The sequence below is a fragment of the Alcanivorax sp. HI0044 genome, assembly GCF_001634945.1.
Map to the genome: position 1 here is coordinate 1 of NZ_LWEZ01000702.1, position 648 is coordinate 648.

Consider the following 648-nt stretch of genomic DNA (forward strand, 5'->3'; position numbering starts at 1 on the left):
CCCTATCCGCGTCCCGATCATGCCGGCGTATTCGAAGCCTATTTCGGCTGCCCGGTGCGCTACGACCAGCCCTATTGCAAGGCGGTGATCCGTAACGAGGACATGGCGGTACGCATGCCCGGCTACAACAAGATGGCCCAGGACATGTATCGGGAACAGTGCGAGGCCATGCTGGCCCGCCGGGAAGCCCCCACCGAGCATCTGGCAAACCGGGTTAGCGCCTACCTGAGCCTGTTCGTGCGTACTTTCCCCACCGCCGAACAGGTAGCCCAGGCCTTCGGCATCCCGGAACGCACCTTCCGCCGCCAGCTCAGCAAGGAGGCCCGCCCCTTTCAGGGCATCATGGATCAGGTCAGGGAAGACAAGGCCAGACGCTACCTGAGCGACTCCAGCCGCAGCGTGGCGCAGATCGCCGAATTGCTCGGCTACAGTGAATCAGCGGCCTTCGTCAGGGCCTTTGAGCGGTGGACGGGAAAGACACCGGCCCGTCACCGCAAAGAAGCCGGGGCCGAGCAGTAGGAGCGCCGCTTGAGGCGCGCCTACAGCAGCTTCGTTGCAGAGTCAGTCCTGACGAATTCTTTCCACGATTTTGGTCGTCGAAATATCGTCGATAAAATCGAGCACCTTCACCTCGCCCCCATAGCGCTT

1 protein-coding gene is annotated in these 648 nt (G+C 62.0%); it reads left to right on the forward strand.

Annotated elements, in window-relative coordinates; genetic code table 11:
- Nucleotides 1-519, forward strand: a 519-nt coding sequence (locus tag A3730_RS08510; protein ID WP_156501083.1) for a helix-turn-helix transcriptional regulator, incomplete at its 5' end; no start/stop codon positions are given.
- Between the last annotated feature and the right edge of the window lie 129 nt (nt 520-648).